Annotated in this window: 1 rRNA gene; it reads left to right on the top strand. The window is 53.4% G+C overall.

Features of this window, described 5'->3' with window-relative positions:
* A 23S ribosomal RNA gene (locus AB4Y35_RS42170) occupies positions 1-322 on the top strand; the annotation flags it as partial.

The raw sequence follows: 322 nt of genomic DNA, 5'->3' as shown, positions 1-322 counted from the left end.
GTGAAGCGAACGCGGCGAACTGAAACATCTAAGTAGCCGCAGGAAAAGAAATCAACCGAGATTCCCAAAGTAGTGGCGAGCGAAATGGGACCAGCCTGCATTCTTTATCTGTACCGTCAGCCAAACGCTCTGGAAAGTGCGGCCATAGTGGGTGATAGCCCCGTAGGCGAAGACGGAATGGAAGAACTAGGGATGCGACAAGTAGGGCGGGACACGTGAAATCCTGTCTGAAGATGGGGGGACCATCCTCCAAGGCTAAATACTCGTGATCGACCGATAGTGAACCAGTACCGTGAGGGAAAGGCGAAAAGAACCCCGGGAG

It is taken from the genome of Paraburkholderia sp. EG286A (assembly GCF_040965375.1).
Taxonomy (GTDB): Bacteria; Pseudomonadota; Gammaproteobacteria; order Burkholderiales; family Burkholderiaceae; genus Paraburkholderia.
This window is presented reverse-complemented; position numbering and strand designations above follow the sequence as displayed.